This is a genomic window from Bradyrhizobium cedriense (genome assembly GCF_054602315.1).
This window is the reverse complement of the sequence record NZ_JBTSWB010000010.1, coordinates 275457-302357: the sequence shown is the minus strand read 5'-3', so window position 1 is coordinate 302357 and position 26901 is coordinate 275457. Positions and strand designations below refer to the sequence as shown.

Genomic DNA, 26901 nt, shown 5'->3' with positions numbered 1-26901 from the left:
CCAGGTGCGCCGACCAGGGCGCGCGCTTGAACCTGGCTGGTCAGTCCTGTGGGCGCATTGGCGCGGCTTCTCGGCAAACGGGCACTTTGACATCTAGCGCCCTCCGTCAGACAGATCGATCGAACTGCCACTTCCACCATGGTCTGCCGACCGAACGGCATGAGTTGCCGCCGAAACGCCATGGCTGATGGTCTGCGCGCGTTTCATCCGCTGCGCCCAATCCGGCGGACCTTCGTCCGAGCTGGCAGAGGTGGTGCTGGTGGACCGGCTGCCGCTATGGATCGCCGCGGAGGCGCTGCGGAGCGGACTGACAGAAGCTGAAGCAGCAGCCTCGGCAACACCACCTATGCCGCCGCTCCGATAGGCGGCCGCCGCGCCGCTTGCGATCGCGCTGCCGCCCCGCGCCGCACCTGCGATCGCTCCACCGGCGAGGCCGACGCCGCCGGCAGCCAGGCCAGCTCCGGCTGCAGCCATCCCGCCGGCCGCAAGTCCCGTACCGACCGCGCTGCCCGCACCGAGTTGGGGACCACCGGATACCAGTCCGTTGGCGATTCCGGGTCCAAAGATTCCAAGGCCCAGAAGGGACAACGCGGCCAAGACCAGAGTCATGGCGTCTTCGATCGTCGGCTGGCCGCCATTGAAGCCGGCGGTGAACTGGGAAAACAAGGTCGAGCCGATACCGACGATCACGGCCAGCACCAGCACCTTGATGCCGGACGACACGACATTGCCAAGGACGCGTTCGGCCGCAAACGCCGTCTTGCCGAACAGGCCGAACGGAAGCAGCACGAACCCCGCCAGCGTTGTCAGCTTGAACTCGATCAGTGTGACGAAGAGCTGGATCGCCAGAATGAAGAAGGCGAGCAGGACGACGGCCCAGGCGAACAGCAGGACCACGATCTGGACAAAGTTCTCAAAAAAGCTGATGTAGCCCATCAGGTTTGAGATCGAATCCAGGATCGGCCGGCCGGCATCGAGCCCGACTTGTGCAATTTTTCCAGGGTGAACGAAATCGCCTGCCGAAAGGCCCGTACCTGAGGCCTTCAATCCGAGACCGGCGAAGCTTTCGAAGACGATGCGGGCAAGATTATTCCAATTGCCGATCAGGTAGGCGAAGACACCGACGAACAGGGTTTTCTTGACGAGCCGCGCGACGATGTCCTCATCCGTGCCCCAGCTCCAGAACAGGGCGGCCAGGGTGATATCGATCGCAGCCAGCGTTGTCGCAAGATAACCCACCTCGCCGCCTACAAGCCCAAAGCCATTGTCGATATAGCGGGTGAAGGTCTCGAGGAACTGATCGATAATTCCCGTGCCCGTCATTGATAACCTCCCTCGGGTGATGCGACGGAAGGATCGCCTTGAGGCATTCGGCTCTGATCTTTCGGCGCTGACAGCAACGGCGAGCTGGCTCGATCGTTGACAGCGGGACCGGTCGAGCTCACCCCTTGGCCGAAGAACCGGCGCCGGTTCTCCGCCCAGATCCTTTGGCAATCCTGATATGCCGCAGAATGCTCTGATGTCACGGTGCGGCAGCGGGTGAGATCGGCTTCCATGGGGCTGCGGGCTGTTGCGCTCGATGGCTTCGGACCCATGACTTTGTCCGGACCGCGTAGCTCGATCGTGCATGCGACGATGAGTGCCGCTCCGCCAACCACCGTGATGGCGAGCGACAATGCTTGGAAGGCCTTTTGGTCGCTCATCAATGAAACATCTGCACGTTGGAGGATTGATAACCCTGACCGCTCGTCAGAAAGCGCCGAAGCTGCTCGCGAGCCTGGTCCTGAGCAGCGGCGCGTCGCGCAGATTCCAGAGATTGAGCCCTGCCCTGCGCGGCCACGGCGGCGGTCATGTCGGCAAGCTGCTGCGCCTGGAGTGCGAGGATCTGGTTGCCGGCTTGCGTGGCCTGCAGGGCGCCGCTTGCACCCTGGCTTGAATTTACCAGTGCCGAAGTCTGAATGCGGTTGGTGTCGAGATTTCCGACAACGCCGGCTTGCACACGAAGCGCGTCCTGAAACGCCGCGACCGAGTCCTGCCAGCGCGATTGCGCACCTGCGATCAACGCGGAATCGGATTGGCTGGCGGTTGCCGGTCCGTAGCTGGTGGCAAAGGCCCGGTCGATCTGCTGCACGTCATAGCCGATGCGCTGGGCCTGGCTGAGCAGCTGCTGGGTGCGTTGAATGGAGCTCTGGAGCTGCTGCAGCGAGGAATAGGGCAGGCTTGCCAGGTTCTTCGCCTGGTTGATCAACATTTGCGCCTCGTTCTGCAACGAGGTAATCTGATTGTTGATCTGCTGCAGCTCTCGTGCTGCGGTCAGGACATTCTGGACGTAGTTGTTGGGATCAAAGACGATCCATTGCGCCCTGCCAGGCGTGGTTGCCAGAAGAGAGGCAGCAACGATGCTGATCACCAGACCGAGACGTCGACGGCTCATTGCGACTTCTCCAGATTGCCAAGATTGGACATGAGGTCCACGGCCCAACCCGCACCGCGGTGCTGGAGCCAGGCCGGCACAAAGGCCTCGCGGCCGTGCTCTGTAACCAATCGGTCGATCGCGGCCTGGTCTGTCTTGGATGATGCAGCCGCAAAGGCGAGCGCGACTTCGCCGAGCCCGAGCTCGAACATGCGGTTGCCGCGCCGGGATTGGCAGTAGTAGTCCCGTTTCGGCGTCGCGCGGCTCAAGAGCTCGATCTGGCGATCGTTGAGCCCAAAACGGCGATAGATCGCGCTGATCTGAGGCTCGATCGCCCGCTCGTTCGGCAGAAGCAATCGCGTCGGGCAGCTCTCGATGATGGCAGGAGCAATGTCAGATCCATCGATGTCCGACAAAGACTGTGTGGCGAAAACCACAGACGCATTCTTCTTGCGCAGCGTCTTCAACCATTCGCGGAGCTGGCCGGCAAAATCCGTATCATCAAGCGCAAGCCAGCCTTCGTCGACGATCATCAGCGTCGGCCTGCCATCGAGGCGGTCGCCAATGCGGTGGAACAGATAGGCCAGCACCGCGGGCGCCGCATCCGTTCCAATCAGTCCTTCGGTCTCGAACGCCTGGACTGCTCCCTCGCCAATTCGTTCGAATTCTGCATCGAGCAGGCGACCATAGGGCCCACCGAGGCAATAGGGTTGCAACGCGCGTTTCAGGGTCGTCGACTGGAGCAGAACGGACAGCCCTGTCAGGGTCCGCTCCGGGAGGCGCGCTGACGCGAGCGAGGTCAGCGCGGACCATAAATGATCCTTCACCTCCGGCGTGATCTCGATCTTCTCGCGGGCAAGGATCGAGGCAACCCAGTCGGTAGCCCAGGCCCGTTCCGCCGTGTCGTCGATCCAGGCTAATGGCTGCAACGCGACCGGTTCGGACGCGTCTTGCGACAGCGCACCGCCAAGATCGTGCCAATCGCCGCCCATCGCGAGGGCTGCCGCCCGGATTGAGCCTCCAAAATCAAAGGCGAAGACCTGAGACCGGGGATAGCGGCGGAACTGGAGCGCCATCAGCGCCAGCAGCACCGACTTGCCGGCACCGGTCGGGCCAACCACAAGCGTGTGTCCGACGTCGCCGACGTGAAGCGCGAAACGGAAGGGGGTTGCCCCTTCCGTCTTGCCAAAGAACAGGGGCGGAGCGTTGAAATGATGATCACGCGCCTCTCCGGACCACACCGCCGACAGCGGAATCATGTGAGCAAGGTTGAGGGTCGAGAGGGGCGGCTGCCGGATGTTGGCGTACACATGTCCAGGCAGGCTGCCGAGCCACGCTTCGACGGCATTCACCGTCTCGATCATGCAGGTGAAGTCGCGCCCCTGAATGACCTTCTCGACCAGCCGCAATCTCTCGTCGGCCGAGCGCGCATCCCGGCCCCAAACGGTTACGCTCGCCGTCACGAAGGCCTCTCCGATCTGGTCCGAACCAAGCTCCTGAAGCGCCGCGTCCGCATCCATCGCCTTGTTGTGAGCGTCGGTATCGAGAAGCGTGGAGGCCTCGTTGGTCATCACCTCCTTCAGGATCGCGGCGATTGACTTCCGCTTGGCGAACCACTGCCGCCGGATTCTCGTCAGGAGCTTTGTCGCATCCGTCTTGTCGAGCATGATCGCCCGGGTCGACCAGCGGTACGGAAAAGCGAGACGATTGAGGTCGTCGAGAATTCCGGGCGTGGTCGCTGTCGGAAATCCGACGATGGTCAGAACGCGCAGGCACGCTGTGCCCAACATCGGCTCGAGACCACCGGTCAAGGGCTGGTCAGCGAGCAGCGCGTCGAGATACATGGGGATCTCGGGCACACGAACCCGATGCCGTTTGATCGAGATCGTCGAATGCAGGTAAGTCAGCGTCGCCTCGTCGTCGAGCCAGGCGCATTCCGGCATGAAGCCCTCGACAAGCTGCAGCACGCGGTCGGTTCGGTCGACAAAGCCGCTGAGCACCTCGCGCGCGTCGGCACTTGGCGTGCGACTGCTGCCTTCATAAAGAAGCCGCTCCGCCCTGGCCGCATCCTCCACCGGCGGCAGGTAAACGAAGGTCAGGTAATAGCTCGAGTCGTAATGGGCGCCCTCTTCCTCGAACTGCGCCCGGCGCTCGGCATCAACCAGCGCGGATGCGACGTCCGGAAATGTGTTGGGCGGATACGCTCCCGCGGAATGGCGCTGCGCCTCCACGAAGACGGCCCAGCCGGATCCGAGGCGGCGCAGAGCGTTGTTGAGACGACCGGCCACCGCCACGAGTTCGGCCGGAACGGCACTGTCGAGGTCCGGTCCGCGGAATCTGGCCGTTCGCTGGAATGAGCCGTCCTTGTTCAGGACGATGCCCGCGTCGACCAGGGCCACCCAAGGCAGGAAATCGGCAAGCCGCGTGCTCGATCGGCGGTATTCCGCGAGATTCATCATGGGAGACCTCTAGATGTTGAGATGGGCTGGGACGCGCAGGTGACGGCGCACTACTTCGACGAAGGCCGGGTCTCGCTTGGCAGCCCATGCCGCCGCCGCGTGCCCGATGGCCCAGAGCAGGAGACCGGCGATCCACAAGCGCAATCCGAGCCCAAGGGCCGCGGCGAGCGTCCCGTTAACGATGGCAACCGACCGGGGCGCTCCGCCCATCAGGATCGGCTCCGTGAGAGCCCGATGCACCGGCGCGATAAATCCTGCGACGGGCTCGTCCATCACACCACCACGCCGCCGCCGAATGAGAAAAACGACAGAAAGAAGCTCGAGGCTGCAAACGCAATCGAAAGCCCGAACACGATCTGGATCAGCCTGCGAAAGCCGCCCGAGGAATCGCCAAAGGCAAGCGTCAGGCCCGTGACGACGATGATGATCACGGCGATGATTTTGGCGACCGGTCCTTCGACCGACTGCAGGATCTGATTGAGCGGCTGCTCCCAGGGCATGTTGGAGCCCGCGGCCCAGGCGGGCGTCCTCATGAACAGGACCGCACCCAGTGCGGCGACGGAAACGCTCCAATGCGGAACTCGGTTTCGATTGCTCATGTTTCGATTGCTCATGTGAAGTCTCCTGCTGGTGAAAGGCTGTAATCTCCGGCGGCTCCAAGGCCGTTGACACGCGCGAGTTCGGCAAGCCGGCGCTCGGCACCGCGCCCGGACAGGACCGCGACGACGTTGATGGTTTCGGCGATCAGGGCGCGCGGCACGGTCATCACGGCTTCCTGGATGAGCTGCTCCAGCCGGCGTAAGGCGCCGAGCGCAGTGCCCGCATGGATGGTGCCGACACCGCCGGGATGACCGGTTCCCCAGGCCTTGAGCAGATCGAGCGCTTCAGCGCCCCGCACCTCGCCAATGGGAATGCGGTCTGGACGCAGTCGAAGCGAGGAGCGCACGAGATCGGCGAGCGAGACCACGCCATCCTTGGTGCGCAACGCGACCAGATTCGGTGCTTTGCATTGCAGCTCGCGGGTGTCCTCGATCAGCACGACCCGGTCACCGGTCTTCGCGACCTCGGCAAGCAATGCATTTGTGAGCGTGGTCTTGCCCGTCGATGTGCCGCCAGCGACCAGGATGTTTTTGCGCGAGGCGACGGCCTGGCGCAGTGCCGTGGCGTGATCGGACGTCATGATGCCGACCCTGGCATAGTCGTCGAGCGTGAAGACCGCGACGGCGGGCTTGCGAATGGCGAACGCCGGTGCCGCGACGACAGGCGGCAACAGGCCTTCAAACCGCTCTCCGGTCTCGGGGAGTTCAGCAGAAATACGGGGCGCGGCGGCGTGGACCTCGGCGCCCACATGATGCGCCACCAGGCGAATGATGCGCTCGCCATCGGCGGCGGAGAGTTGTTCACCCGTGTCCGTCAGTCCGCTGGAGAGCCGGTCGATCCACAACCGCCCGTCAGGATTCAGCATCACCTCGACGATCGCGTCGTCTTCGAGATAGCGCGCGATGGCGGGCCCCAGCGCGCTGCGGAGCATCCGCGCGCCGCGCGAGATCGCCTCCGACTGAAGAGAATGGATTGCCACTGCCTGCCCCCACCGATCGAGGGCCAAAACAGCGCCCTCGGATGGGGATGATTAGAAAAACCACCACCGACCTTCCTGCAACGAGGCGATCATCTCCGTCGTAGCCTGGCGTAAAAAGAGAAAGGCCGGAGCAGCCAGCAACGCGGGCGCAATCTCAGTTGGGGGAATCTTCGGGCACTCCATGAACGATATCGTCCGGAATCTCCCGCAAGAAGCTCTGGCCCTTTTGCAGGCGGCGGCCCAATGTCTCGACGAAGCCTTCGAAGCGCTCGCGTCCCTTGATCTGAGCGGCAGCCTGGGCCTCGTTCGGCAAGGGAGGCGTGATCGTCAGCCAAAACCGAACAAACAGGGCCAAGGTCTCGGCCGTCAGCCCGACATCCCGCTCAAGTCGCTGCACTTGCCGGGACAACCGGTCGAGACGGCGGGCGAACGCCGCCTCTCTGCGGTCCCCTCCATCGGGTGACAGAAACGAAATGACGGCCGCCTCGACGATGGACGATCGTGAGAGGTTCTTGCGATCGGCAAGGTCGGAGATCTGCTTCAGAAGCTCCGGCGGAAAATACACGTTCATGCGGTTGCGCATGGGACCTCACAGATCAATGCCGTCGTTCGGGTCAAGCGCCGCCTGGCGGGCCGCGCCCCGCATCTGCTGGCGAAGAAGCCGGGCTTGACGCACGGCCTCATCGTCGTCGTCGAGCACGGCAAACTCTTCTGTCGGCGTGACATCGGTTGTCTCTTTGACGATGGCGACGTGGTCAGGAAGCTCGGGTTCCCGGCGCAGACCGCTGTTGGCGGCATCGGTTTCGGACTCCTCGGTCCGGACGGTTGCGTCATTCCTCACGGGGAGCTTGAGGCTGGACCAACGATCTTCCCGGGAAGACCGCCCGAGCCTGGCCGGCTCTGGCGGTGGGAGAATGCGCTCGGCAAGGCGTCTGTCTTCGTAGTAGCGCACCTTCCTGGCTCGGATCGGCGCCGTCCCGGCCACCATTACAATTTCGTCGGTGGGAGGCAGCTGCATCACCTCGCCCGGCGTGAGCAAGGCGCGTGCGGTCTCCTGCCGTGACACCATCAGATGACCAAGCCAAGGGTTCAGCCGATGCCCGGCATAGTTCTTCATGGCTCGCATCTCGGTCGCAGTCCCAAGCGCGTCCGAAACCCGTCTTGCGGTCCGCTCGTCGTTTGTTGCGAAGCTCACGCGGACATGGCAATTGTCCAAAATCGCATTGTTAGGGCCGTAGGCCTTCTCGATCTGGTTCAACGATTGCGCAATCAGGAAGGCCTTGATCCCGTATCCGGCCATGAACGCGAGCGCCGACTCGAAAAAGTCGAGACGCCCCAGTGCCGGGAACTCGTCCAGCATCATCAGGACGCGGTGGCGGCGGTTCCTGGCTTGCAGATCTTCGGTGATGCGACGGCCAATTTGATTGAGCACGAGACGTATGAGCGGTTTCGTCCGGGAGATGTCGGACGGAGGCACGACAAGATAGAGCGTCGTCGGACGAGCATCGGCAATCAGGTCCGCGATCCGCCAATCGCATCGGCTCGTGACCTGCGCCACCACCGGGTCCCGATAAAGTCCAAGGAATGACATCGCGGTCGAGAGCACGCCAGAACGTTCGTTCTCGGACTTGTTCAACAGTTCTCGCGCGGTTGAGGCGACAACCGGATGTGGCCCCTGCTCACCAAGGTGCGAGCTTGTCATCATCGCCTTCAGCGTGACCTCGATCGGGCGCTTCGGGTCCGACAAAAACGCCGCGACCCCGGCGAGCGTCTTGTCGGGCTCTGCGTAGAGGACGTGCAGGATGGCACCGACAAGCAGCGAGTGGCTGGTCTTCTCCCAGTGATTCCGCTTGTCGAGCGACCCTTCCGGATCGACCAGCACGTCCGCAACATTCTGGACGTCCCGAACCTCCCATTCGCCGCGGCGTACTTCGAGAAGCGGGTTGTAGGCAGACGATTTTGGATTGGTCGGATCGAACAGCAACACCCGGCCATGTCGGGACCGAAACCCGGCCGTGAGCTGCCAGTTCTCGCCCTTGATGTCGTGCACGATGGCCGAGTCTGGCCACGTGAGGAGGGAAGGAACAACCAGGCCAACGCCCTTGCCGGACCGGGTCGGCGCAAAGCAGAGCACATGCTCCGGTCCGTTGTGGCGGAGGTAATCCTCCGCCAACCTGCCAAGCACGACACCGTCCCCGCCCAAGAGTCCGGCCGCCTGCACCTCCGGCGGATCGGCCCACCGCGCCGAGCCGTAGGTCTGGACATTCTTGGCCTCGCGCGCCCGCCACACCGACATGCCGATCGCGGCGGCGATCGAGACAAAAGTCCCCGAGGCCGCGATGAATGCACCCTCGACAAAGACCTGCGGGGCATAGGCGTCGTAGACGAACCACCACCAGAAGAAGACGGGCGGGTAGTAGATCTTGAAGCCCGACAACGCGAACCACGGCCGCCCAAGCTCCGGCTGATAGGCGAGCCGCCAAGCCGTCCACTCGGTCGCTCCCCAGATGGCGAGCAAGACGATCAGGCCGACGACAATCACCTGTCCCCACAGGATTTTGGTTCCGGACATCCCGAACACCTTTCAAACAATTGACAACGATAGCTACAGGCTGAGGTCGCGCTTCCGGCCGAAGCTCCATTCGATCCCGCCGCCCTCCTTCGTGGTGCCCGCAACGTGCTGGCCCAACCTTTTCTCGAGCTCGCGCGACCAGGGCACCAGCTGAAATCCGAGCCCGTCGTCGATCATGGCGTAACGCCCCGAGGCGAGCGTCAACCGCTGACGATACATGCCCGCCACGTGCTCGCCGGCGGCGCCCTTCACGTGGGGCAGGCCGGTCCGCGCCGAGAGTCTTGCTGCCACCTCGTCCAGCTCGCGCCCGCGCAGCGTGTTCAGGAGATCACGCTGGAATGTGATGCGCTGGCCCTGCCGCCGCGCCAGACCTTCCCGAACCAGATGCTCGGTGCGAGCTTCGAGGGCGTCGCGCGCCTGGCGACCGAAGCCGCCCATGGCGAGCGGCATGGGGTTGGATTCCACCAGCCGGTGGTCGAGCCAGGTGGCGCCTTTCGCGGTGACCTGCTCACCAAGATCGAGATCAGAACGCGTGGCAAGGACCAATGTCGGGCGCGGATCATCGGCCGGACCGAAGCGCCGGACCTCGACGATACCGCCGACGGAGGGCGCATGTTCGAAAGCTTCGATTCCTCGGAACCGGACGTGGTGCGCGCGCCCGTCTGTTCCATCGATCAGGGCGTAGGCCTCGCCGGTCAGTTCGTCATGCAATCCATGATCGACCAGCCGTCCGATGATCTGGGACGTCGGCAGTCCACCTTCGATGACATAGTCGGCAACCCCGCGCACCTCCCCACGCTCGGTAAAGGCGCGATGCATCGTCTTGATGATGTCGCCGCGCATGCCGAGGTCGCGGAGATTACGTTCAGCCTCGAGCCCGACCATCCACTCCCCCGGCGCAGCTGACGCAGCAAGGCCCATCTTCTCCAGGTGCTGAAGGCGGCCGACCATCAGGCGCCGGATTTCGGGATCGGAACTGCCGGGATTGTCGGGGCGAAGATCGATAGAGCCGGTTTCGTCGGCGACGTGCCAGATCTCCCGGTCGAGCCGCGTCCATCGCTCTGCAGTGACCTCTCTCTCCAGCGCGTTGCGGATTTCATGCTCAGGTCTTGGACCCAGTTCGATGGCGACCAACTCCTCGGCGTGTGAGCGCAGGCCGCGGCTGATGTAGTCGCGGGAGATCACGAGGTCTGCGCCTGTGTCATCGACGCCACGAACGAGAAGATGGACGTGAGGGTTGTCCGTGTTCCAGTGATCGACGGCCACCCATTCGAGCCGCGTTCCGAGATCGATCTCCATCTGTTTGGCGAGGTCGCGGGTGAAGGCCCTGAGGTCAGTCATGTCGCCGGCATCCTCGGGCGAGACAATGAATCGAAAATGATGGCGGTCGCCCTCGCATCGTTCTGCGAAGGCCGCACCGTCAGCTCGATCGCCGCCAGCATCAAACATCTCGGCCAGCCCGCCGTTCCGGGTTACGCCGTCGCGCTTGAGGTATGAAAGATGAGCCGTCAACGGCGCCGAGCGGAACGAACGTCCCTTGTGACGCACGATGCGCGCCTTCACCACAACGCGCCGCGTCGGACTGAACAACCGGCTGCGACCAAAGGACAGCCGGCCGCGGCCAAACGTCGAGCGCCCATAGGCCGCAGAACGCCTGCCAAACCTGCCTTGACCCGACGTGTGTCCGGCTTTCTTCGCGGCACGCAGCACCTGGTTGATGAAGCTCTTCGGCTTGGGCGCGCGGGTGCTGCGGATGCGCCCGGGCCGAATGCGCAGATCGCTGTCACGCGGGGTCATTGCCGGACCTCGAAAGGCGCCAAGGCCGCTACAGTGCCGAAAATCTCCTTGATTGCGCTGTTCAAAATGGACGGCGCGGCACGCGCCCCGACCGACCGGCACGCCAGAACCCAAGCCATGCCAATGGCTTGCGGTTCGACCGGCGAGCCCCTTTTATCTCGCCGTCCTGCCGTCGTGCGTAACCGTCCGGTTGCTGCACACCTTCCTCCGCCGCGACCTGGCAGTTGACTTGCGAAGCCCCCACCGTTTGCGAGCGAAGCGAGCGCTTGCGATAGCGATCGTGACCCGAAGGGCCGAGACACCCGCAGGGTGGCTCGGTGAGGAGCGAAGCGACGAGTAGAGCGCGGGCCGAAGGCATCGCCCGTATGTGCCATCAGCACGTTATGATCGCGCTCCTCCGCGAACTCCTGCCGTCCTGCCGTCATGCCGTAACCGCCCGACTCCTGCACACCTTCCTCCTCGTGTCATTGCGCTGGATGCTCCAATTGCGCCTGCTCGAACATTCCGGCTGATGGCCGCTTGATTGCGACAGAGCCGCCGCGACCTGGCAGTTGACTTGCGAAGACCCCACTGCTTGCGAGCGAAGCGAGCGCTTGCGATAGCGATCGTGACCCGAAGGGCCGAGACACCCGCAGGGTGGCTCGGTGAGGAGCGAAGCGACGAGTAGAGCGCGGGCCGAAGGCATCGCCCGTATGCCATCAGCACGTAACATCACGCTCCTCCGCGAACTCTCGCCGCGTGACCGAGGGTCCTTCAGTAGCTCCCCCGAACGTCTTGGCGTCATGATCGTGTTGCAGCGTTTCGAATGCAAACCGAATGTCCGTCACGGGGCGCCAGTGAACCTGGAAACTGCGAGATAATGTCACGAGCTGCCTGATGAGCAGCCGCCGGACGCTTACCGTCGTGCCTTCCCAATGCCCGCGCCCTGCCGTCCATTCCTCTCCAGGATATGCCAATCCATGCGAGCTCACGCGTTCGCTCATCACCGACCTTCCGCATCAGATCTCGTGACGAACAGGCCCGTCGCGGTGGGCGCAATGGCCGAACTGGCATGGCCGGAGATTGCGATTGGAGCACGATCTGGCACGTAGCGGGGCGGCGGCGAGGCGAAGCTTTTTGAGGTTTCGCAGAGCACAGCAAAGAGCGTCCCCGCCGGCGGCCGCAAGTTGACGACTGCCCTGGAAGCAGCAACGTCGCCGCCAATGATGGGGGCAAGCTTCTGCAGATAGGCCTGAGCTTCAGCCGGCAATGCTCGACCGGCGAGATATTCTTCGTAGCGACCAGGTCCCGCATTGTAGGCTGCCAGGAAACCCGGCGAACCGTAACGGTCGTGCAGTTCGCGCAGATATCCCGAACCAGCAAGAATGTTGTCGTGAGGATCGTAGGCATCATTGCCAAGAGCGTATCGCAGACGCAGTTCGGCCCAGGTCTGCGGCATGATCTGCATCAGCCCCATGGCGCCTTTCGGGGACTTGGCGCGCGGATCGCCAGCGCTTTCGAGCTCCAAGACTGCGCGGATCCAGTACACCGGTACGCCGAAACGACGCGAGGCCTCGCCGATGAAGTCCGCAAACGGGTCGTGAGTACGAAATCTCGCCGTGTGCTCTGCGGATCGTGTCGCGGCGAAGGCAGCGGCGTCACCCATCGTCAGCGCCAGGAACAACACGACAACAGCGCAAACGCCCGTCCCGACGGAACGCCCGCATGCCGGCGTGTTCGTGCTCCTCCCGGCTAAGGTCGCCTGGCGCCGGCCCATCGGCCGCCCGCGGACGAAGTCCGGGGCAGACTCTGGGCCGGCTTTGCGCGCGACGGCTCCGCGATCGTTGGCCGGGACGGAGGAATGGTGCAACGTTCGGTCGAACAGCGGAATAGCAGATCGGGGTCCCGACACGCGCACGGTCAGTCCTCCCAGGTCCACACGGGGAGCGCACGCCCAAGGACGGCGGATGCCGGCAGAAAGCCGAAATATCTTCCGTCCAGCGAGTCGGCGGATTGCCAGTTCATGACAAAGAGTTCGCCCTCGCCGACAACGCGGCAACCCTGCCACTTCGGAAGCGGACGGCCGCGGCCATCGCGATCTCGTGCCTCGCCCATGTCGATCGCGTCGACGGTCACTGCGAGCCCGGTTCTGCAGACGGTCTGCCCCGGAAGCGCCAGCACGCGTTTGAGCATCGGTATCCCGGCCGGCAGATAGCCGCCCATGTCGAGGAAGGTTGCGAGCGGCTCCGGCGGCTGAACGGCGAGGAGCTCCGTCACGAACAGCTTTTCCGCAGGCTGCAAACGATACAGGCCGATCGGCACGCTCCCAGACGCATTCCAGACGTAGAGTGGCGTCAGGTCGAGAACCATCGGTGCGAGAACGGCAGCAGCGCCGACGAACGTCGTGATCAAGATCTTCCACGGACCTGTCATCGCATGGTCCTCTGCCGTTGAAGCCACGCTTGGTGTCTGGCTTTCGTGTAGGGGCGAGGGTTTTCATTGACCGACATGCGGTTATGAACGTGGTGCCAGTAATCGGGCGCAGCGTCCGCGGGATCGATGTCGAGTGCCTCGACAGCGTCGATCAATTGAAGCACCCGTTCGACCTTGGGCCAGCCGGACAGGCGCAGCAGAATGTCCGCGCCGGGTTTCACATAGGGCACCGTGGCGCATCGTTGTCCCGGTGCGACCGCGCGCAGGATGTCGATCCGTGAGATTGCCGTTCCGAAGTCGTTTGATGTCCAGCGGACGAACGCGAAGATGCTGCCCGGCGCAAAGGCCAGCACGCGCCGGCGACGATCGAGATTTCTCTCCTCGACGGAGTGGCCGAACCGGATGCGGTTCTCAATGCGCTTCTCGAGCCAAAGCAGTTCGACTTCGGTGAAATTGTTCATGATGCACTCCGAGTGCAGAGAGGTTCTGATTGCCTGGCGGGAGCGGAATTGCGACAGCAGGTCCTCGCCCTCACTGCGGCGAGGCAGAACAGGCCGACCTCGGTGGTTATCCTCAGAGGCGCGAAGGCGCGGTCCGTTAGAAGAAATCCGAAGGATTTCTGGTTAGAAGAGTTACGGCCGCCGGAAAGCGCTAACGGACAAGGACTTGGATCTGCTTTCGGTCCCCGATAGCACGAGGATCCGGTCCCTGATGGCACGAGGGTTGCGGTCCCCGATAGCACGAGCTGATTCACAGGTTGTTGCCTCCCGATTCCGGAAGGAGACCGCGCTTGCGAAGTCTCTCGGTGAATGGATCGATGGGCGCGGGCGCGAACTTCAGCCGCTCGGCGCCGTCGCGATCGCCCGTGAGCACGAGCTGGTAGCCAGGCAATGCCTGACGCTGGACAATCTGGCGCACGTCGTAGGCAAAATGCTTGAGTGGCGAGAGACTGCCGGACTTGGCATGGAGATGCACAAGATCGAAACTCCAGCCGCCCTGCTGCCGGCCGCCGTGCTTGCGCACGAGACGGTAGAGCCAGCGCTCAAGTCCGCCCGTGAGATCGAAATACGCGCGATCAATCGTGAGCACGAGCGCGTCATCGATCACACCGGAATAGAACCAATCGGGCAGGATCAGTTCGAGCCCGAACGGGCGTCCGTTGGCGTCAGCCGTCTCCTTCCATTCGTTGATCCAGGAAAAGCGATGCCGCCGCCGTTCCGCAATCTGGCGGATCGACGTCAACACGGTCGTCGATTGCAGCCTGTCGAGGCCGGCCTTCAGGCGGTCGTAGTCGCGCGAGCTGGTGCCGCGGCCGGCGAACGTCAGAATCTCGTACGGGGTGGCAGCCATCAGGCGGGAGGTCTTCAAGCCCGCATCCCGCGCTTCCACAATCTGCGAGGCGGCCCAGATCAGGACATCTGCATCCCAGATTGTCGCCATGCCATGTTCCAGTACGGCCTCGACACGTATGGAGATTGCCCCAGCACGAAAATCGATCGGCACAACGCGCTTCGTCTTTGCCAGCGAAAAGAACGGATAAGCCATCAGATCCTGCGCATCGCGCGGCGCGAGATCGCCAGGCAGCGCCCGAAACAGTTCCAGTTGATCGCGTTCGGATAAGTGCTTGCTTCGCATCGCCAGTGCTCTTTTCCTGACGATCAGCGGCGTTCCTGGCCCGCATACGGGCGCAGGCTCGGATGCTTCTTGGCAGGCAGCACGGTCCCCTTGCCGGGATCGGACGTCGATTTCTTTTTGCCCAGCTTGGCCCACGCCGTCAGGTCCTCAACCGAATAGACCACGCGGCCGCCGATCTTGTGATATTCGGGACCGGTGCCATACGTGCGGTGTTTCTCCAGCGTGCGGCCAGACAAACTTAAAAAGCGTGCGGCTTCGGATGTACGCAGGTATCGAGGCGGCGGATCGGCGTTTGGATCGGACATGTGAGAGGCTCCGTGACCATCTGGAGCGCCGGGGCGAACGGCGGCGCGTCGACGGTCACGATCGCGCAGAAGGCTCGCGAGGGGGGATGCCGATGTTTGTGGGGTAGATTTTCGATACCCGCCACCGAGGGCGTTATCTGTTCTTAGCGCTTGGGACGCAGCAGTTCGCGATGACCACCGCGGATCAACGCGAGGCCAGTCTGCACGAGACGAATGGTTCGACTGCGCAGATCGTGCGTTTTCCAGGCGCGATCGGGGATGCGCTTTTTGCCGAACAAGAGTTCGGCAATCGCTCGGTCAGTGTTGCCGGCCGCGTGCGCGTGCTGCGCATGGATGGCGACGCCAAACCGCTCGCGTTTCTGTTCGGGCAATTCGTGAAAGGCAGATCTCGCGGCGCGCCCATTGATCGCGCGCCATCGCCGGCGCGCGATCAATGCGCGTGCCTCAAAGTCGCCGTCGAGCGGCAACTGTGCTACGTCGCGAACACCAACGGCGGGCGGATCCTTGAGCCACACGCGATGATCCACTGCGCCTTCACGGAGGATGGCGTGCCATCCGTCGGAAGGCCATCGGGCATCACTGTCTCGTCGCGCGGTAGCGAGGCGGTCAATTGGGCATCCATCTCCCGGCTGACGGCGTCGCCAGACCGCCGCGATAGGCGCATGAGGGATGCGCCGCCAGAAATGCTCGCCACTGATTTGTCTTGCGTTTGGCTTCACCCATGGAAGACGATTTTCCAGCCAATTTTTCTTTGCTGGGCCGCCGCGTTGCCCTTAGCTGCCAATGTTCCTGGTGAGCCTCGTTTTGGTATAACCATCTGATAGTAATATATATTATTCCCATTTTTCAACGCGATCAATGTCGTCGAACGGCAACATCTTTCCGTGTCGTCGCTCGCTGACATTTCATATTGTCGCCGAACGCTGACATATGCTAATGTAAGCGAACGACGACATTCCAGGCGCACCATGCTTGTCCGCACATCCACCGATCTCGGGGCCATCATTCGAGACAGGCGCAAGCGACTCAAGCTCGACCAGTCGAGCTTCGCCAAGCGTATTGGTGTCAGCCGTCAGTGGGTCATCGAAGTCGAACATGGCCACGCACGCGCCGAACTCGGCCTGGTGCTCCGCGCACTTGATGCTCTCGGTATCCGCCTGGACGCAAGCAGCGAACAATCCAACAGCCGCAGTTCAGAAAAGTCCGGCGTCGATATCAACGCAATCGTGGCCAAAGCCAGGAAGAGGAGGGCATGACAAACGAACTCGTCGTCCTCTTGGACGGGAAGGAAGTCGGCCATGTGCATAACGACACGCGCAGCCGCCTTACCTTTGTCTATGACACCAATTGGCGCGAAGCGAGGGGCGCGTATCCGATTTCGCTCTCCATGCCACTCGCGGCCGAGGAGCACGGTCCCGCCGCTGTGCGAGCCTTTCTATGGGGCCTTCTGCCGGACAACGAGCGCGTCCTCGATCGTTGGGCCAAGAAATTTCAGGTCTCGGGCCGCAACGTGTTTGCCCTGATTTCCCATGTCGGCGAGGATTGCGCCGGCGCCATTCAGTTCGTCACCCCCGATCGTTTGAAGGTATTACAAAGTGGTGCAGACGACAAAGTTGAATGGCTTGACGAAGCCGCGATTGCCAAACGTTTGCATGCGTTGAGAGAGGATCACGCCGCATGGCGGTTGCCGGGCGATACGGGGCAATTCAGTCTCGCCGGGGCTCAGCCGAAAACTGCACTGCTTCTGCAAAAGGACCGATGGGGAATTCCCTCTGGACGAATCCCGACAACTCATATCTTGAAACCCCCGACCGGCCATTTCGACGGCCATGCCGAGAACGAACATATCTGCCTCAATCTCGCGCGCAATCTCGGCTTACCCGTCGCCGAAACAAAGGTCATGCGATTTGAGAACGAAATCGCCATTGTCGTCGAACGCTATGACCGGCAATTCAGCGGCAATGACATCGTTCGCGTCCATCAAGAGGACATCTGCCAGGCACGCGGCATCATGCCAACCAAGAAATACCAAAGCGAGGGCGGACCAGGCCCCGCCGACATTATCGAACTCCTACGCACCTACTCCACCAATAGCGTGGATGACCTCAATACTTTCATCGATGCCTTCGGCTTCAACTGGCTCATCGGCGGTACCGATGCACACGCCAAGAACTACTCGTTGCTCCTCGCCAGCGGTCCTACAGTGCGACTTGCACCGCTCTACGATATCGCCAGCACCCTTCCCTATGACGATGTCGAGTTTCAGAAAATGAAGCTCGCGATGAAGATCGGCGGCGAGTACAAGCTTAGCCAGATTGGTGCGCGCGAATGGCAGAAGTTCGCCCGCGAAACCCGCCTCGACGCCGACAAAATGATTGCCGGATTGAATTCTCTGGCTGAGTTGCTTCCCGACAATGTCTCCGATGTCTGCGCTACCGCGGAAGCGGAGGGGCTCGACAAGACCATCATCAAGCGCTTGGCCACGAAGTTGATCGATCGAGCCAAGGAATGCCAACGCGTTCTGAGTGGCTCCTGGTAGAAGGGGCGTTCCTCATTTCTAATGCCAGCCACACACCGTTCGGCGTTCTGCGCCCAAGCGTCGCCGCCGGAAGCCGCCTCTACGAGCGATGCCCCGCCCGTCAGAACCCATCGCGGAAGCTTGGGTTTCAACTGGGCGCAAATATAATTGAAGGCGGCTATTTGTTCTTGTGCTTGGGGCGCAGCAATTCGCGATAACCGCCTCGCATCAATGCGAGGCCTCTCTGCACGAGACGAATTGTACGATTGCGCAGATCGTGCGTTTTCCAGGCACGATCGGGAATGCGCTTCTTGCCGAAGAGAGCTTCGGCAATGATCCGATACGTGCCGCCGGCGTCATGGGCGTCGAGCGCCTGAATGGCGGCGCACAGCCGTTCGCATTTCTGCTTTGACAATCCGTGAGAGGCCGGACCGACAGCGCGTTCATTCATCGCGCGCCACAGCCGCTGCGCTGCAAGGGCGCGCGCGTCGAAATCGCGGTCGAATGCCAATTGAACTGCGCAATTGGCGCCGGCGGCCGGCAGATCCTTCAGCCAGACGCGATGCTCTCCGACGCCTATCCGTAGCACAGCGTGCCAGCCATCGGAGGCACGCCGCGCCCGGCCAGCAGCAAGATCGAGCAGCAGCCGAAGAGCGCTGTCCCCACTGACCGTCGACGCGATCACCGCGATTGGAACGACCGTCGGCAAAACCTCAGGCGCCCACATGACGACCTGTTCCTCGAAGGATATCTGCGGGTCATGGGCGAAAGCAGATGCCCCACCTCCTCCTGAACTCCGGAGATACTTCGCCGTCCGGGCTGTTTCTCACGTTCTCTTCGTAGTCGCGTTGGTAGTCTTTGTTTCGGCGAAGAAATTCCCAGGCGATGTCGGTGATTTCAGCGTCCTGTAGGCTCTTGTACGAATCCGGCGACCGCCAGTCGAATGTCGGCATTGCTTACGCCCCTTTGTCCGGTTGGATAACAAGGATTGCGCTGCAATAATTCTGATCGATTGGGTTGTAGGAAGTCCTTACTTTGGCACCACGCGGTGCTCTAAAGTGACCACCAACGAGCAGAAGAAGATCGTGTTCTTGACAAACACTTCACCGGTTAGATTTTCCTAGTTTGACCCGGCACCGCGCAAGAAACGTCCCTGTTCAGTAGCCCACTTAGCGCGCTTAAGATGAGACAGGTATGCATTTCGCGCGCGATCAGGTTCGCGCTCCGGATCGATATGCAACACTATTCGCGCGACCTCCCGCCAGTCGGCCCCCTCGCTTTCGGCTTGCAAAAGGCGCGTGTACGTCACCACGTGCTGCTCGTCATAGACCGTCAGAGCTTGATCGGCGGGGGCAGCGTCGGCGACGTCGGGATCGAGCGGCGGCTTCCTCATGAAACTCCACGCCTCAGATTTGACAAATTCTAACACGCCGGCCGGAAGGAGCAGAAGCGTAAAGATTTGGTTGTAGGCTTCCGTGCGAGCGTTTTGTCGAGAATACTCCGTGGAAAAATACTCTTCAAGGACGCGCCGTCTCGCGTATGGATATACGCGGGATACTTGCAATCAATTTGCGCAAGCTACGACAAGCTCGCGGCTTGTCGCAGGAGGAATTGGCACATCGAGCAGAAATTGACCGCACCTATATCAGCTCACTCGAACGCAGCGTCTATGCGGCGGGCATCGACGTTGTCGACCGGCTGGCGCGCAGTTTGGGAGTCGAAGCAGCAGACCTGTTGAGACGGCCGCCAGGCGCAGGCGCCAAGAAAAAGACACGCGGACAGACTGAATAGCCGGTGGGGAGCCGAGCGGCTCGACCCGGCTGCAATGTGTCCGAACTAATAGTGACCTCGAATTGAGAAGCCCCGCCCGGCGAACCGGGCGGGGCTTTTTGGCGACCTCAGTCGCCGTTCTTGCGCGGCCGCGACCAGATCAGGCTGAAGCCGTCGGCGTCTTCGTCGGCGAACAGGTTCGCGTAGATCGGTGCGTTGAACGAGGGGTCGTCGAGCTTGAGCGAGAGATAGTCGCGGCCCTCCTCGGAGCGCTTCGACCAGGCGGCCCCGATCTCGGCCCGGCCGACGAAGACGCGGTGGCTCGGGGCGTTCTCGTTGCTGCGGTTGGCCTCGGGCACGATGCGCACGCCCTTGGTCTGGAGGCTGAGGGTGACGATCTCGCCCTGGAAGTCGCTGCCGATCTTCTTGAAAGAACCGATGGTAGCCATGTTACTTCTCCTTTGCTGGTTTCGAGCCGCGACCACCGCGGCCTCGATGGCGATCTACAGGCCGAAGACGATCGACGACGCACCCGCCCGCGGGCCGCAGCGCAGCGGAGGACGCCAGCGGGGCGACTTTCTTGCCTCGCGAGGAATGGGCGTAGCCCAGGGGAAGAAAGTCGCCCCGCTGGCGTTGCGTTCAGGCGATCGAGGCGCAGCCGCTCTTCGGCCAGATCGAGCCATCAAGAGGCCAGGTGGTCCGTGCGCTGAACAGCATCCCCGGAAGAAGGTGTGGCGCCGCTCGGTTGGGCTGCACAAGAGATCGCTGCGCTCAGGCGTAGAGTTGGACGCAAAAGCGAAAAAACGGCGAACGCGACTGCCGTGAACCAGCCGCGATGAGAAGCTCCTGGCTATGAGCACAGGAGGACCTTTGGCCACCAGCTACAGTGTCGGCAAGCACTACGAGAACTCCATCAAATATCTCATCGATAGCGGCCGATGCGCCACGGCCACCCTCGCGAAAGCGGGCGGCACGCGGGACTGAATGCAGCAATGAGACCGGTTAGGAGGAGAGGATAGGACGCCCAAAGGCTTCCTGACACAGGCACCCCACATATGGCTGCGTGAGAGGCTATACGCAGGAAGTCGCCAATTTACGGCCGCCGACGGATCGCCCACACGAGTGCTGCGATCGCAGTATTGACCGCCGCGAGGGCGGTGAGGAAAGCTGGATCGATGGGCGCGTGCGGCATGAATGTACGGGACGCTCACGTCATACGATGCTTGAAACTGCTAGACGTCTCGCCGGCGAACGCCCGAGCGTTCGGAAGCTCTGTGTCTTTGACGTAGGAGCCTTCCGGACCGAGCTCGAGCAAGAGTTCGGTTCATTGTCCTGGCGCTAGGCCGACATCATAAAAATACTAGAATTTTCAATTACTTACATCTGATCTCTGCATGATTTTTCAATAACATAACTTGCAAAAACAGTCGGTTCTGACTTATACTCCAAGCCATGACGAAGCTCGATATCCTCAAGAAGCGTCTGAAGCCCGGCCAAGCCTATCGGCGCGCGGATTTGGCCCGCTGGTCGACATCCGTCGATCGGCACCTCAAGCAGCTGGTTGAGAGCGGCATGCTCAAGAAGCTTTCGGGCGGACTTTACGCCTATCCGAAGGAAACCGCGTTCGGCCCGGCGCCGGCTTCCGACAAGGAAATGGTCGGCGCTTTCCTCAAGAACGATCCGTTTCTGCTGGCCTCCCCCAATGCTTACAACAGCCTCGGTGTGGGAACGACGCAGCTCTATGACAAGACGGTCGTTTACAATCACAAGCGCCACGGCGAGTTTCAGCTTGGCAACCGCAAGTTCGCGTTTCGCGTAAAGCCGCGCTTTCCGAAGTCGCTCACGAAGGAGTTTCTGCTTGTCGACCTCGTCAACAACGTCGATCAGCTTGCGGAAGCCAAAGATGAGGTCTTGAAGCGGGTGATGCAGCGTGCGGCATCAACCGACCGGCGGCGCTTGCGCCGCGCGGTTCGCGATTATGGAAACGAAAGAACGAAGAAGTTCTTCGATCGTGTGCTGACAGCGGACGAACTGAATGCCGCGTGATTTCCTCCACAACCATCCGCAGTTTGCCGACCTGATCCGGATCGTGGCGGAAGAAAAGGGGATTGATCCCGCACTCGTCGAAAAAGACTACTGGATCATGCATTGCCTTTACGGGCTTCAGCAGCTTGGCTTCACATTCCAGCTGAAGGGCGGCACGTCTCTTTCCAAGGGACATCAGATCATCAACCGGTTTTCAGAGGATATCGATATCCTAATTGAGCCTCCGAAGGACCGGGATGTGAAATCGGGCAAGAATCAGAACAGTGCAGCGCAAATCAAGACACGGACCGACTTCTACGACTGGCTGACGCAGACGATCAGGATCGACGGCGTTCCAACAGTCGAAAGGGACACCGAGTTCGATGATGTGCCGAACTATCGGAGCGCGGGCATCAAGCTGAACTACACAACGGTCGTCGAGGCCATGGAAGGTCTGCGCGAAGGCGTCCTGCTGGAGGTCGGCTTCGACACCGTGGCTCCAAACACGCCAAAAGACATCAATTCCTGGCTTTACGACCGGGCCGTTGCTAGCAATGTGGATGTCACCGACAACCGAGTCAAAGCGGTTCCCTGCTACGACCCCGGCTACACTTTTGTCGAAAAACTGCAAACGGTCTCTACGAAATTCCGCAAGCAGCAGGCCGACCGTAGCGATCCGGTCGGATTCATGCGCCACTACTACGATATACATGAGCTGCTGCGACGGCCTGAGGTTCAGAAGTTTATTGGCACTGATGCCTACAAGACCCACAAGCAGGCGCGCTTTCGCAAGGACGACAATCAGAACATTGCTGAGAACGAAGCCTTCATCTTGAGGGACGCGAAAACGCGCGCACTCTACACCGACGCCTACGAGCGCAGCAGCGCACTTTATTACGCCGGTAGGCCGAGATTCGAGCAGATACTCGCTGAGATCAAAAAGTCGATCGATAGAGTTTAGCTTTCGCCCCTTCAGACCTCGGGCGGTTCTGGGAAGGCCCTGCGGCGTGCCTCCATGCTGATCGTCTGGATCTCCTCGTGCCGATATGCGGCGAAGCGAAAGCCCGTCCAAAGAATTCAAACGCATACACGCCACAGCTATGCGGCGGGCCATCGACGTCGTCGATCGACTTGGCGCAGTTTAGGAGTTGAGGCGGCGGCCGTTTTGACCCGGCCGTCTGGCACGTGTGCCAACAAAAGACGCGCGGCAGACTGAATAGCCGGTGGGGAGCCGAGCGGCTCGACCCGGCTGCAATGTGTCCGAACTAATAGTGACCTCGAATTGAGAAGCCCCGCCCGGCGAACCGGGCGGGGCTTTTTGGCGACCTCAGTCGCCGTTCTTGCGCGGCCGCGACCAGATCAGGCTGAAGCCGTCGGCGTCTTCGTCGGCGAACAGGTTCGCGTAGATCGGTGCGTTGAACGAGGGGTCGTCGAGCTTGAGCGAGAGATAGTCGCGGCCCTCCTCGGAGCGCTTCGACCAGGCGGCCCCGATCTCGGCCCGGCCGACGAAGACGCGGTGGCTCGGGGCGTTCTCGTTGCTGCGGTTGGCCTCGGGCACGATGCGCACGCCCTTGGTCTGGAGGCTGAGGGTGACGATCTCGCCCTGGAAGTCGCTGCCGATCTTCTTGAAAGAACCGATGGTAGCCATGTTACTTCTCCTTTGCTGGTTTCGAGCCGCGACCACCGCGGCCTCGATGGCGATCTACAGGCCGAAGACGATCGACGACGCACCCGCCCGCGGGCCGCAGCGCAGCGGAGGACGCCAGCGGGGCGACTTTCTTGCCTCGCGAGGAATGGGCGTAGCCCAGGGGAAGAAAGTCGCCCCGCTGGCGTTGCGTTCAGGCGATCGAGGCGCAGCCGCTCTTCGGCCAGATCGAGCCATCAAGAGGCCAGGTGGTCCGTGCGCTGAACAGCAACCCCGGAAGAAGGTGTGGCGCCGCTCGGTTGGGCTGCACAAGGGGTCGCAGCGCTCAGGCGTAGAGTTGGACGCAAAAGCGAAAAAACGGCGAACGCGATTGCCGTGAACCAGCCGCGATGAGAAGCTCCTGGCTGGTGCCTTCCGCCGGGAGGTCAGGTGCCGGGTGACAAAGCCTTCGAGAACGCCGCGACTATCTCTCGCTCAGGCTCGTCGACCCAACCAACGCCTGGACCTGAGCAGCCTCAGCGTCGAGACCCAAGAGCCGTCCAGACCCAAGAGCCGTCCAGACCCAAGGCTCATTCCTGTCGCGTCTCGGCCGAGAGGGGCTACTGATGTTCCTCCAGCAAAGCCTCGCCCAATGCCGGAGGCTCGGCAAAGCTGGTTATCCGTCTCCACGCCATGCCGGCGACGGCAAGAGCGCCCATCCAGCTGAAGATATCCTGCCAAGGTGAGGATGGCATCGCGAGTTGCGACAGGCCATGAGCGAGGTGATAGCCCGCGACAGCCGCCGGGACGGTGAACGCTGCGGCAATCACCGCGCGCACGAAGGTGGATCGAGCCCAGATCAGGGCGGTTTGACCGATGAGAACGGTCACGGCGCCGGCAAGAATTGCGACCAGAGCAGCGGAGGCAGTGCCTGCGCCACCGTGGACAGCCGCCAATCCTGCGGAAAGCGCAACGAAACATGGCAGCGCGTAGACAGCAAGGGTGAGACCCAGCCAGCAGAACAGGCCGATGCCAAGCATATTGAGAGCGAGTGCGATGATAAGCATGGTGGTGACTCCGCGACAAAAGACATGACGCTCGCGCCTTCCACCACCACCACGGCGCGATGAGAATATAGCGCAGAATGCAGCGCTGTGCGAGTACGGGCCTCGTCCGTCGAATCGGACAACAACCAAAGCTTTTCGCTCGTGTGCCATACGGCCGCATCAGAGAATCTTTCACTGATCTGCGCTGGCGAAACTTGGTCCTCGACGAAGAAGCGCCAATGGGCGACGGCGCTTACGCGCCGCCGAACTTCCAGACGGGAATGCCGAGCTTCCTGGCCTTGTCGGCAAGGTTGTCCTGTATCCCGGTGCCCGGAAAGTGCATAAGACCGATCGGCAGCACTGCAAGCATGGCGTCGTTGCGCTTGAACGGAGCTGCCTTACCGTGCTTGGTCCAGTCCGGCTTGAAGGCGACTTGGGGAACCTTGCGGTTGGTCGCCCATTTGGCGGCGATCAGCTCGGCGCCCTTCGGCGAGCCACCATGCAGCAGCACCATGTCCGGATGCTTGGCATGGGCCTTGTCGAGGCGGTCCCAGATCAGTGAGACGTCGTCAAAATCAAGTCCACCGGTGAGCGCGATCTTGGGTCCCGACGGCAGCAACGCTTCTGTGTCCGCGCGACGTTTGGCTGCCAGGAAATCGCGGCTATCGATCATCGCAGAGGTCAGCGTGCGATGATTGACGAATGACCCGGACCGGGGGCGCCAGGGCGCGCCGGCATGAAGCTCGAATTGCTCAGTCGCCAGATCGCGGAACAGCTCCATGGCGTTGCGGCGTTCGATCAGAGTGACGCCTTCGGCCGTGAGCCTTTCCAGTTCGACCGATCGCACCTCCGATCCATTCTGCTCGCGCTGGCTCTGTTGCTGGGCTTTTTCGTTGTCGTCGAGTTCGCGCTCGATGCGGCCCGTGGCGCGATGGAAGAGATTGACGGTCGACCAGAGGAGATCTTCGAGGTCGGGTTCAAGCCGTGTGTCGCTCAAGGTCGCCACCAGCGCATCAAAGATGTCGGCGATCGCGCCTGTGATGGCCTTGGCTTCCGGGAGCGGCCTTGGGTCAGGCTCGTCGTGAAAGGGACGATGGCCATAGAGCTGAAGCTCGTTGAGGATATGATCGGTCGGTGATGAGCCGTGCGGCGGTTCGAACTGGCTGTCGTCGTGTTCGGTCATCATGGCTTGGGGTCCTTTGCCGTTCGGCCGCGCCCATCGCGGCCTTCGTGGCGATCACCAGACGGCGGGCGGAACGGACCAGAACCCGGAGGCGTCGGCCGACGGGCCGGAGCGAAGCGGAGGATGGCAGAGGCGCGGCTATTTTGTTTCGCGATGCAAAGGCGCGTGAGCGCCGGCGGAAAATAGCCGCGCCTCTGCCATTGCCGGGCCGGGCCGCTTGCCGTCCGATCGCCCTCTAGAAGGCCCTGGGCGCGGCCGTGCCCGGCAAGGGCTGCCCACGCAATGACCGGTCATGACGATATCGTTCAAATCGCTTGGCGCTATCCCGTCGCGCCCCTTGGACGCGGGTGAACGCGTGCGCGTCCTCGGGCACGAGTTGTGCGCGCAAGGCTGAGTTGGATAGACCACTTGTAGATTGACTTTGACCCAGCCGAGTGTCGCAAGCCGCGCTTCTGCACGAGCAATGAGCGCCTGCGCTCCAGCTTTTCCCGTGAGACTTCAGCACGGCGATCAGAAACATTTTGCCTCGATGTCGATCGCATCCAGCCATGATGGAACCAACGGCCAGATTTCGTTGCTGTAACTCATTTCTCATCAAGGTTGGGCGCATTCCGGCGCCGCTTGTTGGATCAGTCCGGCTTTTCCCGGGCCCGCTATGCCCTCGCAAAGCGCCTGGTTCAGCCAGTCAACGAAGGACCCTTTGTGAGGGCCGGCAGGAATGGTGTCACTTATCTGGTCGAGATAGGCGTAAAATTTGGCGGCTGCGCTATCCAGCCCTTGGCTGCGAACGATATTGGGTCGATTCAGTTGCGTGTCCACGGCAGGCAATTTGCCAAGCACCTCGGCACGGCCGACCGTGTCTGCGATGTCGTCGGCGATCTGGTACGCATGCCCGAGCAGTTCCCCCACCTTCGCCCATGGGGCCGGGTCAGCACCACCTGTCAGGGCGCCGCACGTGGCCGCCGCCACAAACAGGGAGCCGGTCTTGTAATGGTGATAGCGGTCGATTGGGACCTGCGTCAGGACCTCCATCGACTGTCCGGCGATCAGCCCATGACTGGGGCCGACCGCCTCCGCGACCACCTCGATCATGCGGGCGACCAACTCAGGTGCCCGCGCAGCCTGCCGGCTTAGGTGTTTGAAAGCGGCCACGATCAAGGCATCGCCCGCCAGAACGGCGGTCGGCTCTCCGAATAGCCGGTGTACCGCCGGTTTGCCACGGCGCAGCGCGGCGTTATCGAAGCAAGGCAGGTCGTCATGAACCAACGAGGCACAGTGCAGCAATTCGATTGCTGCCGCAGTCCTTGCAGCCAGCTCCGGATGGCTGGCGCCGGATGCATTGAAGACCTTCAAGCAGAGCTTGGGGCGCACCCGGGCGCCTCCTGGAAACACTGCCGCTTCCAGCGCTGACCGCAGATGAGTCGGCGACACCGGACTGAGAGCACCACCCATCGCGGCTCGCAACGCCTGCTCGATGAGTTCGTCGCTACCATCATCCACAGCGGCTGGGTGACTCGACACCATATCGCAGCTCCACTTTTGAGACAAAAACCGGAATTGGGC

At 61.9% G+C, this 26901-nt stretch carries 29 protein-coding genes; 5 read left to right on the top strand and 24 right to left on the bottom strand.

The genetic code is table 11. The annotated features are described in order from the left end of the window. Positions 1–93 precede the first annotated feature (93 nt). From trbL to ACYCVF_RS33485, 16 genes are all read right to left on the bottom strand, one after another. The gene (gene trbL / locus ACYCVF_RS33560) at positions 94–1323 is read right to left on the bottom strand and encodes a P-type conjugative transfer protein TrbL (RefSeq protein ID WP_459607201.1); all 1230 of its coding nucleotides are present in this window, start codon (positions 1321–1323) and stop codon (positions 94–96) included. Further along, complete coding sequence (gene trbK-alt / locus ACYCVF_RS33555) at positions 1320–1703, bottom strand: putative entry exclusion protein TrbK-alt (RefSeq protein ID WP_459607199.1); 384 nt, start codon at positions 1701–1703, stop codon at positions 1320–1322. The genes trbL and trbK-alt overlap by 4 nt, the downstream gene beginning before the upstream one ends. Beyond that, on the bottom strand, positions 1703–2434 hold the full coding sequence (trbJ, locus tag ACYCVF_RS33550; RefSeq protein WP_459607198.1) for a P-type conjugative transfer protein TrbJ: 732 nt from the start codon (positions 2432–2434) through the stop codon (positions 1703–1705). Before trbJ ends, trbK-alt begins: the two co-directional genes overlap by 1 nt. Beyond that, complete coding sequence (trbE, locus tag ACYCVF_RS33545; protein ID WP_459607196.1) at positions 2431–4872, bottom strand: conjugal transfer protein TrbE; 2442 nt, start codon at positions 4870–4872, stop codon at positions 2431–2433. Before trbE ends, trbJ begins: the two co-directional genes overlap by 4 nt. A gap of 9 nt (positions 4873–4881) precedes the next feature. Beyond that, positions 4882–5145, bottom strand: a complete 264-nt coding sequence (locus ACYCVF_RS33540) for a VirB3 family type IV secretion system protein (RefSeq protein WP_375859681.1) — start codon at positions 5143–5145, stop codon at positions 4882–4884. Continuing rightward, complete coding sequence (locus ACYCVF_RS33535) at positions 5145–5405, bottom strand: TrbC/VirB2 family type IV secretion system protein (protein WP_459607273.1); 261 nt, start codon at positions 5403–5405, stop codon at positions 5145–5147. The genes ACYCVF_RS33540 and ACYCVF_RS33535 overlap by 1 nt, the downstream gene beginning before the upstream one ends. A 77-nt stretch (positions 5406–5482) precedes the next feature. Continuing rightward, positions 5483–6403, bottom strand: coding sequence for a P-type conjugative transfer ATPase TrbB (gene trbB / locus ACYCVF_RS33530; protein ID WP_459607271.1), 921 nt, complete (start codon positions 6401–6403; stop codon positions 5483–5485). A gap of 202 nt (positions 6404–6605) precedes the next feature. After that, complete coding sequence (locus ACYCVF_RS33525) at positions 6606–7034, bottom strand: ribbon-helix-helix domain-containing protein (RefSeq protein ID WP_459607194.1); 429 nt, start codon at positions 7032–7034, stop codon at positions 6606–6608. 6 nt (positions 7035–7040) lie between these two features. Further along, entirely contained in the window at positions 7041–9023 is a 1983-nt protein-coding gene (locus ACYCVF_RS33520) for a conjugal transfer protein TraG (RefSeq protein WP_459607192.1), read from the bottom strand. A 33-nt stretch (positions 9024–9056) separates the two neighbouring features. Beyond that, complete coding sequence (locus ACYCVF_RS33515; protein ID WP_459607190.1) at positions 9057–10820, bottom strand: relaxase/mobilization nuclease domain-containing protein; 1764 nt, start codon at positions 10818–10820, stop codon at positions 9057–9059. 982 nt (positions 10821–11802) lie between these two features. Next, entirely contained in the window at positions 11803–12465 is a 663-nt protein-coding gene (locus tag ACYCVF_RS33510) for a lytic transglycosylase domain-containing protein (protein ID WP_459607188.1), read from the bottom strand. A gap of 254 nt (positions 12466–12719) precedes the next feature. After that, complete coding sequence (locus tag ACYCVF_RS33505) at positions 12720–13232, bottom strand: S26 family signal peptidase (RefSeq protein WP_459607186.1); 513 nt, start codon at positions 13230–13232, stop codon at positions 12720–12722. Then, positions 13229–13693 carry a DUF2840 domain-containing protein gene (locus ACYCVF_RS33500; RefSeq protein ID WP_459607185.1) on the bottom strand — a complete coding sequence of 155 codons (465 nt, stop codon included), beginning with the start codon at positions 13691–13693 and terminating at the stop codon, positions 13229–13231. The genes ACYCVF_RS33505 and ACYCVF_RS33500 overlap by 4 nt, the downstream gene beginning before the upstream one ends. A gap of 289 nt (positions 13694–13982) precedes the next feature. Then, a complete protein-coding gene (locus tag ACYCVF_RS33495; RefSeq protein WP_459607269.1) occupies positions 13983–14867 on the bottom strand; it encodes a replication initiator protein A in 885 nt (294 codons plus the stop codon). 23 nt (positions 14868–14890) lie between these two features. Next, complete coding sequence (locus tag ACYCVF_RS33490) at positions 14891–15172, bottom strand: helix-turn-helix transcriptional regulator (protein WP_459607183.1); 282 nt, start codon at positions 15170–15172, stop codon at positions 14891–14893. A 143-nt stretch (positions 15173–15315) separates the two neighbouring features. After that, the gene (locus ACYCVF_RS33485) at positions 15316–15687 is read right to left on the bottom strand and encodes a DUF2285 domain-containing protein (RefSeq protein WP_459607182.1); all 372 of its coding nucleotides are present in this window, start codon (positions 15685–15687) and stop codon (positions 15316–15318) included. 453 nt (positions 15688–16140) lie between these two features. On the opposite strand from ACYCVF_RS33485, the gene ACYCVF_RS33480 reads away from it, so the two are divergent. Both ACYCVF_RS33480 and ACYCVF_RS33475 read left to right on the top strand, forming a co-directional pair. Further along, positions 16141–16428, top strand: coding sequence for a helix-turn-helix domain-containing protein (locus ACYCVF_RS33480; RefSeq protein WP_459607180.1), 288 nt, complete (start codon positions 16141–16143; stop codon positions 16426–16428). Continuing rightward, positions 16425–17711, top strand: coding sequence for a type II toxin-antitoxin system HipA family toxin (locus ACYCVF_RS33475; RefSeq protein ID WP_459607178.1), 1287 nt, complete (start codon positions 16425–16427; stop codon positions 17709–17711). Before ACYCVF_RS33480 ends, ACYCVF_RS33475 begins: the two co-directional genes overlap by 4 nt. Before the next feature lie 157 nt (positions 17712–17868). On the opposite strand, the gene ACYCVF_RS33470 is transcribed toward ACYCVF_RS33475, so the two are convergent. From ACYCVF_RS33470 to ACYCVF_RS33460, 3 genes are all read right to left on the bottom strand, one after another. Next, positions 17869–18201, bottom strand: a complete 333-nt coding sequence (locus ACYCVF_RS33470) for a DUF2285 domain-containing protein (protein ID WP_459612954.1) — start codon at positions 18199–18201, stop codon at positions 17869–17871. A 247-nt stretch (positions 18202–18448) separates the two neighbouring features. Continuing rightward, positions 18449–18643: a transcriptional regulator domain-containing protein gene (locus ACYCVF_RS33465; RefSeq protein WP_459607174.1), complete on the bottom strand. Its 195-nt coding sequence runs from the start codon at positions 18641–18643 to the stop codon at positions 18449–18451. Positions 18644–18810: 167 nt separating this feature from the next. Beyond that, a complete protein-coding gene (locus ACYCVF_RS33460) occupies positions 18811–19083 on the bottom strand; it encodes a DUF2285 domain-containing protein (protein WP_459607172.1) in 273 nt (90 codons plus the stop codon). A gap of 146 nt (positions 19084–19229) precedes the next feature. Here ACYCVF_RS33460 and ACYCVF_RS33455 point away from each other — a divergent pair, with 146 nt between their 5' ends. Continuing rightward, the gene (locus ACYCVF_RS33455; protein WP_459607170.1) at positions 19230–19481 is read left to right on the top strand and encodes a helix-turn-helix domain-containing protein; all 252 of its coding nucleotides are present in this window, start codon (positions 19230–19232) and stop codon (positions 19479–19481) included. Positions 19482–19588: 107 nt separating this feature from the next. Here the strand turns inward: ACYCVF_RS33455 and ACYCVF_RS33450 are convergent, their stop codons facing one another. Beyond that, the gene (locus ACYCVF_RS33450; protein ID WP_459607165.1) at positions 19589–19909 is read right to left on the bottom strand and encodes a DUF736 domain-containing protein; all 321 of its coding nucleotides are present in this window, start codon (positions 19907–19909) and stop codon (positions 19589–19591) included. A 1123-nt stretch (positions 19910–21032) separates the two neighbouring features. Here ACYCVF_RS33450 and ACYCVF_RS33445 point away from each other — a divergent pair. Together ACYCVF_RS33445 and ACYCVF_RS33440 are read left to right on the top strand one after the other, a co-directional pair. After that, positions 21033–21506: a hypothetical protein gene (locus ACYCVF_RS33445; protein WP_459607169.1), complete on the top strand. Its 474-nt coding sequence runs from the start codon at positions 21033–21035 to the stop codon at positions 21504–21506. Then, positions 21496–22446: a nucleotidyl transferase AbiEii/AbiGii toxin family protein gene (locus ACYCVF_RS33440; RefSeq protein WP_459607167.1), complete on the top strand. Its 951-nt coding sequence runs from the start codon at positions 21496–21498 to the stop codon at positions 22444–22446. Before ACYCVF_RS33445 ends, ACYCVF_RS33440 begins: the two co-directional genes overlap by 11 nt. 366 nt (positions 22447–22812) lie before the next feature. On the opposite strand, the gene ACYCVF_RS33435 is transcribed toward ACYCVF_RS33440, so the two are convergent. The 4 genes from ACYCVF_RS33435 to ACYCVF_RS33420 all read right to left on the bottom strand — a co-directional run bounded on the left by ACYCVF_RS33435 (position 22813) and on the right by ACYCVF_RS33420 (position 26862). Further along, a complete protein-coding gene (locus ACYCVF_RS33435) occupies positions 22813–23133 on the bottom strand; it encodes a DUF736 domain-containing protein (RefSeq protein WP_459607165.1) in 321 nt (106 codons plus the stop codon). Positions 23134–23729: 596 nt separating this feature from the next. Further along, a complete protein-coding gene (locus ACYCVF_RS33430; protein WP_459607164.1) occupies positions 23730–24176 on the bottom strand; it encodes a hypothetical protein in 447 nt (148 codons plus the stop codon). Between the two features lie 232 nt (positions 24177–24408). After that, complete coding sequence (locus ACYCVF_RS33425; RefSeq protein ID WP_459607267.1) at positions 24409–25338, bottom strand: DUF2493 domain-containing protein; 930 nt, start codon at positions 25336–25338, stop codon at positions 24409–24411. Positions 25339–25932: 594 nt separating this feature from the next. Beyond that, positions 25933–26862: a polyprenyl synthetase family protein gene (locus ACYCVF_RS33420; RefSeq protein ID WP_459607162.1), complete on the bottom strand. Its 930-nt coding sequence runs from the start codon at positions 26860–26862 to the stop codon at positions 25933–25935. Between the last annotated feature and the right edge of the window lie 39 nt (positions 26863–26901).

Coding starts and splice junctions, on each gene's coding strand:
- trbL (WP_459607201.1), bottom strand. CDS start 1,323: ATGACGGGCACGGGAATTATCGATCAGTTCCTCGAGACCTTCACCCGC.
- trbK-alt (WP_459607199.1), bottom strand. CDS start 1,703: ATGAGCGACCAAAAGGCCTTCCAAGCATTGTCGCTCGCCATCACGGTG.
- trbJ (WP_459607198.1), bottom strand. CDS start 2,434: ATGAGCCGTCGACGTCTCGGTCTGGTGATCAGCATCGTTGCTGCCTCT.
- trbE (WP_459607196.1), bottom strand. CDS start 4,872: ATGATGAATCTCGCGGAATACCGCCGATCGAGCACGCGGCTTGCCGAT.
- ACYCVF_RS33540 (WP_375859681.1), bottom strand. CDS start 5,145: ATGGACGAGCCCGTCGCAGGATTTATCGCGCCGGTGCATCGGGCTCTC.
- ACYCVF_RS33535 (WP_459607273.1), bottom strand. CDS start 5,405: ATGAGGACGCCCGCCTGGGCCGCGGGCTCCAACATGCCCTGGGAGCAG.
- trbB (WP_459607271.1), bottom strand. CDS start 6,403: ATGCTCCGCAGCGCGCTGGGGCCCGCCATCGCGCGCTATCTCGAAGAC.
- ACYCVF_RS33525 (WP_459607194.1), bottom strand. CDS start 7,034: ATGCGCAACCGCATGAACGTGTATTTTCCGCCGGAGCTTCTGAAGCAG.
- ACYCVF_RS33520 (WP_459607192.1), bottom strand. CDS start 9,023: ATGTCCGGAACCAAAATCCTGTGGGGACAGGTGATTGTCGTCGGCCTG.
- ACYCVF_RS33515 (WP_459607190.1), bottom strand. CDS start 10,820: ATGACCCCGCGTGACAGCGATCTGCGCATTCGGCCCGGGCGCATCCGC.
- ACYCVF_RS33510 (WP_459607188.1), bottom strand. CDS start 12,465: ATGGGTGACGCCGCTGCCTTCGCCGCGACACGATCCGCAGAGCACACG.
- ACYCVF_RS33505 (WP_459607186.1), bottom strand. CDS start 13,232: ATGACAGGTCCGTGGAAGATCTTGATCACGACGTTCGTCGGCGCTGCT.
- ACYCVF_RS33500 (WP_459607185.1), bottom strand. CDS start 13,693: ATGAACAATTTCACCGAAGTCGAACTGCTTTGGCTCGAGAAGCGCATT.
- ACYCVF_RS33495 (WP_459607269.1), bottom strand. CDS start 14,867: ATGCGAAGCAAGCACTTATCCGAACGCGATCAACTGGAACTGTTTCGG.
- ACYCVF_RS33490 (WP_459607183.1), bottom strand. CDS start 15,172: ATGTCCGATCCAAACGCCGATCCGCCGCCTCGATACCTGCGTACATCC.
- ACYCVF_RS33480 (WP_459607180.1), top strand. CDS start 16,141: ATGCTTGTCCGCACATCCACCGATCTCGGGGCCATCATTCGAGACAGG.
- ACYCVF_RS33475 (WP_459607178.1), top strand. CDS start 16,425: ATGACAAACGAACTCGTCGTCCTCTTGGACGGGAAGGAAGTCGGCCAT.
- ACYCVF_RS33465 (WP_459607174.1), bottom strand. CDS start 18,643: ATGCCGACATTCGACTGGCGGTCGCCGGATTCGTACAAGAGCCTACAG.
- ACYCVF_RS33460 (WP_459607172.1), bottom strand. CDS start 19,083: ATGAGGAAGCCGCCGCTCGATCCCGACGTCGCCGACGCTGCCCCCGCC.
- ACYCVF_RS33455 (WP_459607170.1), top strand. CDS start 19,230: ATGGATATACGCGGGATACTTGCAATCAATTTGCGCAAGCTACGACAA.
- ACYCVF_RS33450 (WP_459607165.1), bottom strand. CDS start 19,909: ATGGCTACCATCGGTTCTTTCAAGAAGATCGGCAGCGACTTCCAGGGC.
- ACYCVF_RS33445 (WP_459607169.1), top strand. CDS start 21,033: ATGCTCAAGAAGCTTTCGGGCGGACTTTACGCCTATCCGAAGGAAACC.
- ACYCVF_RS33440 (WP_459607167.1), top strand. CDS start 21,496: ATGCCGCGTGATTTCCTCCACAACCATCCGCAGTTTGCCGACCTGATC.
- ACYCVF_RS33435 (WP_459607165.1), bottom strand. CDS start 23,133: ATGGCTACCATCGGTTCTTTCAAGAAGATCGGCAGCGACTTCCAGGGC.
- ACYCVF_RS33430 (WP_459607164.1), bottom strand. CDS start 24,176: ATGCTTATCATCGCACTCGCTCTCAATATGCTTGGCATCGGCCTGTTC.
- ACYCVF_RS33425 (WP_459607267.1), bottom strand. CDS start 25,338: ATGACCGAACACGACGACAGCCAGTTCGAACCGCCGCACGGCTCATCA.
- ACYCVF_RS33420 (WP_459607162.1), bottom strand. CDS start 26,862: ATGGTGTCGAGTCACCCAGCCGCTGTGGATGATGGTAGCGACGAACTC.